This is a genomic window from Mesorhizobium sp. P5_C1 (assembly GCF_054049815.1).
Window position 1 is genome coordinate 1 of record NZ_JBFULQ010000531.1, and the last position, 3695, is coordinate 3695.

At 62.7% G+C, this 3695-nt stretch carries 3 protein-coding genes and 1 pseudogene; 3 read left to right on the forward strand and 1 reads right to left on the reverse strand.

What is annotated here, in order from left to right:
- Window positions 1-491 (reverse strand): GntR family transcriptional regulator (locus tag ACXJ7R_RS27280; protein ID WP_457154531.1); only part of this gene is annotated, 491 nt, incomplete at its 3' end.
- A 256-nt stretch (window positions 492-747) separates the two neighbouring features.
- Here ACXJ7R_RS27280 and ACXJ7R_RS27285 point away from each other — a divergent pair.
- The 3 genes and pseudogenes from ACXJ7R_RS27285 to ACXJ7R_RS27295 all read left to right on the forward strand — a co-directional run.
- On the forward strand, window positions 748-1995 hold the full coding sequence (locus ACXJ7R_RS27285) for an iron-containing alcohol dehydrogenase (RefSeq protein WP_457154533.1): 1248 nt from the start codon (window positions 748-750) through the stop codon (window positions 1993-1995).
- Window positions 1992-3479 (forward strand): NAD-dependent succinate-semialdehyde dehydrogenase, encoded by a 1488-nt coding sequence (locus ACXJ7R_RS27290; RefSeq protein WP_457154532.1) that lies wholly within the window; start codon window positions 1992-1994, stop codon window positions 3477-3479. The genes ACXJ7R_RS27285 and ACXJ7R_RS27290 overlap by 4 nt, the downstream gene beginning before the upstream one ends.
- Before the next feature lie 9 nt (window positions 3480-3488).
- Window positions 3489-3695 (forward strand): annotated as a pseudogene (locus ACXJ7R_RS27295) (alpha/beta hydrolase); the annotation flags it as partial.

Here is a 3695-nt window from a genome sequence, read left to right on the forward strand (position 1 = left end):
TTCTGAGCGAACTCCACAATCTTGTCGTGGAAGATCGCATCTTGGCGGGCGAAGTTCGAATAGCGCAGGCGCTCATCCTTCCCCACACGCCGGGCCATGACGCCTGCGGCCTCCTGCAGCACGGCTAGACGCTCGTCATCGAGCGTTGCGGTGGCCTTGGCTGCCGCGGCGGGCTCGAGCAGAAGACGCAGCTCATAGAGCTCGTCAAAGCGGCGGCGGGTGATCTGCGGTGCGGCCCGAAAGCCGATCAGGTGGGTCTTGACCACCAGCCCCTCGCCTTCCAGCCGGCCAAGCGCTTCGCGAATGGGGGTATGCGAGACGTTGAATTCCTTGACGAGATTATCGACGGTGATGCGCGATCCCGGAGCAATCCGCAGTGACATCAATTGCCCGAAGATCGCCTCGTACACGTCGCCAGCCAGGCTGTTGGCACGCTGAATGCGGCCACTCAGGCGGGCTTCATTGTCAACCGTCAGGTCGGGGTTCTGCATGGTTTACCTCTTGACAGGAGCACCCACTAACATGATGCTCCGGCTAATTCAATACTATATCCTATACGATTTTATAGGGGATATCCGTGATACCAACTCAAGGCGCCGCGAGAGCAGATCTCGCGCACCCAGGCATCGTCCCCGGTTTCGGGGCGTCCGGCAGGCGCGCTCGCGCTTTGAACGACGACTTCGAGATCGGGGCGGGTCTCTGCCCCAATTCATTCAGTTTTCAACCTCTCTTCGAAGGATTCTGTCCATGACGTTGTTCGCAGCCGTGCGCCTGCCGCGCGAGATCCTGTTCGGCAAAGGCCAGCGCCATGTGCTGCCCGCCGTTGCCGCCAAGTATGGACGGCGTGCGTTCGTCTGCACTGATGAGCGTTTCGCCACGACAGCTGAGTTCGCCGAGATTCTTGCTGGCCTGCGCGCCGCCGCGGTGGAGACGCTGGTCTACGACCGAACGCTGCCGGATGTTCCCCGCGATAGCGTCGCCGCCTGCATCACGGAGGCGATGGATTACAAGCCGGACATGGTCATCGGGATCGGCGGCGGCAGCTGCCTCGACATGGCAAAATGCGCTGCGCTTTTGCTTAGCCATGGCGGCAGGCTTCAGGACTACTATGGCGAGTTCAAGGTGCCGGGCCCTACCCTTCCCGTGATCGCTGTGCCGACAACGGCTGGCACCGGCTCGGAGGTGACCCCCGTCGCCGTGATATCCGATCCGGAGCGAACGCTGAAAGTCGGCATCTCGAGTCCTCATCTCATTGCCGCGGTGGCACTCTGCGATCCGGATCTCACGGCCACATGTCCACGTTCCCTGACGGCGATCGCCGGCGCCGACGCGCTGACGCATGCAATCGAAGCCTTCACAGCGGCTAAGCGCGGCACTGATCCAAATTTGCCGCAGCAGCATGTGTTCGTCGGCAAGAGCGCTCTGACCGACCATTTCGCGCTTCTGGCCATCAGATTGCTGGGCCGCAGTCTGGAAAAGGCATATCGCGACGGATCGGACGAAAATGCACGCGCCGACGTCATGATGGGGGCGCTGGCCGCCGGCTGCGCCTTCGGCACGGCTGGAACGGCTGCCGCTCATGCGGTGCAGTATCCCGTCGGCGCGATCACCCACACGCCGCATGGGCTCGGCGTTGCCACCATGATGCCTTATGTGATGACATACAATCTTGCGGCAGCGGCCCCGGAAATTGCTGAAGTCGGCACCGCCCTCGGCCTGTCCGATCGGAGCAGCAGCGGACCTGATGCGCTGGCGCATGCCACCATAAGCGAGGTGAGCCGGCTGTTCGGTGCCATCGGCATCACGCCGACATTGGCTGAACTTGGTCTTCCCGAGGACAAGATCGACTGGACGGCCGAGCAGGCGCTCGGCATCGACCGGCTGATCAAGAACAATCCCCGCCCCTTCGACCTCACCGCGATGCGACGACTGATCAGAGCCGCTTACGACGGCGATATGTCTGCAGCCACGATGCGACAGGAGCTGGTCCAATGAACATTTCCGCAGACATATTCGACGAGGATGAAAGTATGTCCGACTACGCCACGTTTTCGCACGGTCTCTACATTGGTGGCCGCTGGCAGCCGTCGTCGGATGGCCGTGTGATCGAAGTGATCGATCCATCGACCGAGGCGGTGATCGCGGCGGTTCCCGACGCCACGCTCGCCGATGCTGCCCTCGCCGTCGACGCGGCTGCGGAGGCAGCGGCCGGTTGGCGCGAAACCCCGCCACGCAGGCGTTCGGAAATCCTGCGGCGTTGCTTCGAACTGATGACCGAACGGGCGGACACGCTGGCAGCGCTGATCTCGCTGGAAAACGGCAAGGCACTGCGCGATGCGCGCGGCGAAGTCGCCTACGCGGCGGAATTTTTTCGCTGGAACGCCGAGGAGGCTGTCCGCATCAGCGGCGAGTTCGGTCTCGCCCCCTCGGGCGCGAACCGGATCGTCGTCGACTATCAGCCCATCGGCATTTGCGTGCTTATCACGCCATGGAATTTCCCCGCCGCCATGGCGACACGCAAGATCGCGCCGGCGCTCGCGGCAGGCTGCACCGTGATCTTGAAGCCCGCCAGCGAGACGCCGCTGACGGCCTACGCGCTTGCAGCCCTCTATGAGGAAGCAGGCGTGCCGCCTGGCGTCGTCAACGTCCTGACGACCTCAAGCCCCGGGCCGGTGACGGCCGCCATGCTTGCCGACCCAAGAGTGAGAAAACTGTCATTCACCGGCTCGACAGGCATCGGCCGCGTGCTCCTGGCCGAAGCCGCAAAACACGTCATCTCCTGTTCGATGGAACTTGGCGGCAACGCACCGTTCGTTGTGTTCGACGACGCCGACCTGGAGGCAGCGCTCGACGGTGCGATGGTTGCCAAGATGCGCAATGCCGGCGAAGCCTGCACCGCCGCCAACCGGCTTTACGTCCAGGCCGGCATCCATGATGCTTTCGCGGATGGATTGCGCAAACGCATGGCTGCTCTCCAAGTAGGCCCTGGCACAGACTCGGAAACCGAATGCGGCCCTATGATCACCAGGAAGGCAGTGGACAAGATCGATCGGCTCGTCCAGGACGCAGTTGCCCGTGGCGCCAAGGTTCTGTGCGGAGGGGCGATCCCCGAAGGCAAGGGCTACTTCTACCCGCCGACAGTGCTTCGCGACGTGTCGCCTGACGCCGTCATGGCGCACGAGGAGATATTCGGTCCGGTGGCTCCGCTTCTGCGCTTCGACAGCGAGGCGGAAGTGATCGCAAAGGCCAACGACACCGAATACGGTCTCGCCGCCTACATCTATACGCGCGACCTGGCCAGGGGAATGCGTGTGGCATCGAAGATCGAGTCGGGCATGATCGCCCTGAACCGCGGCCTGATGTCGGATCCTGCGGCGCCCTTTGGCGGGGTCAAGCAGAGCGGACTGGGCCGCGAAGGTGGGCAGAAGCACGGCGTTGCCGAGTTCATGGAGGCGAAGTACATCGCCGTGACCATCTGAGCAGATACGATGCAAAAAGATCCGTTCCGCATTCGCGATCACGTGGCCGAGTTCGACACCATCGTCGCCGAGATTGTTCGCCGCAGCACAGAAAGCAGGGCGAACATACCCATGGTCGCCGACGTAGCCTACGGACCTGATGCAACTGAAACCGTTGATCTGTTCTTCCCGAAAGGCAAACGCGAGCGCCTGCCGGTGCACATGTTCATCCACGGT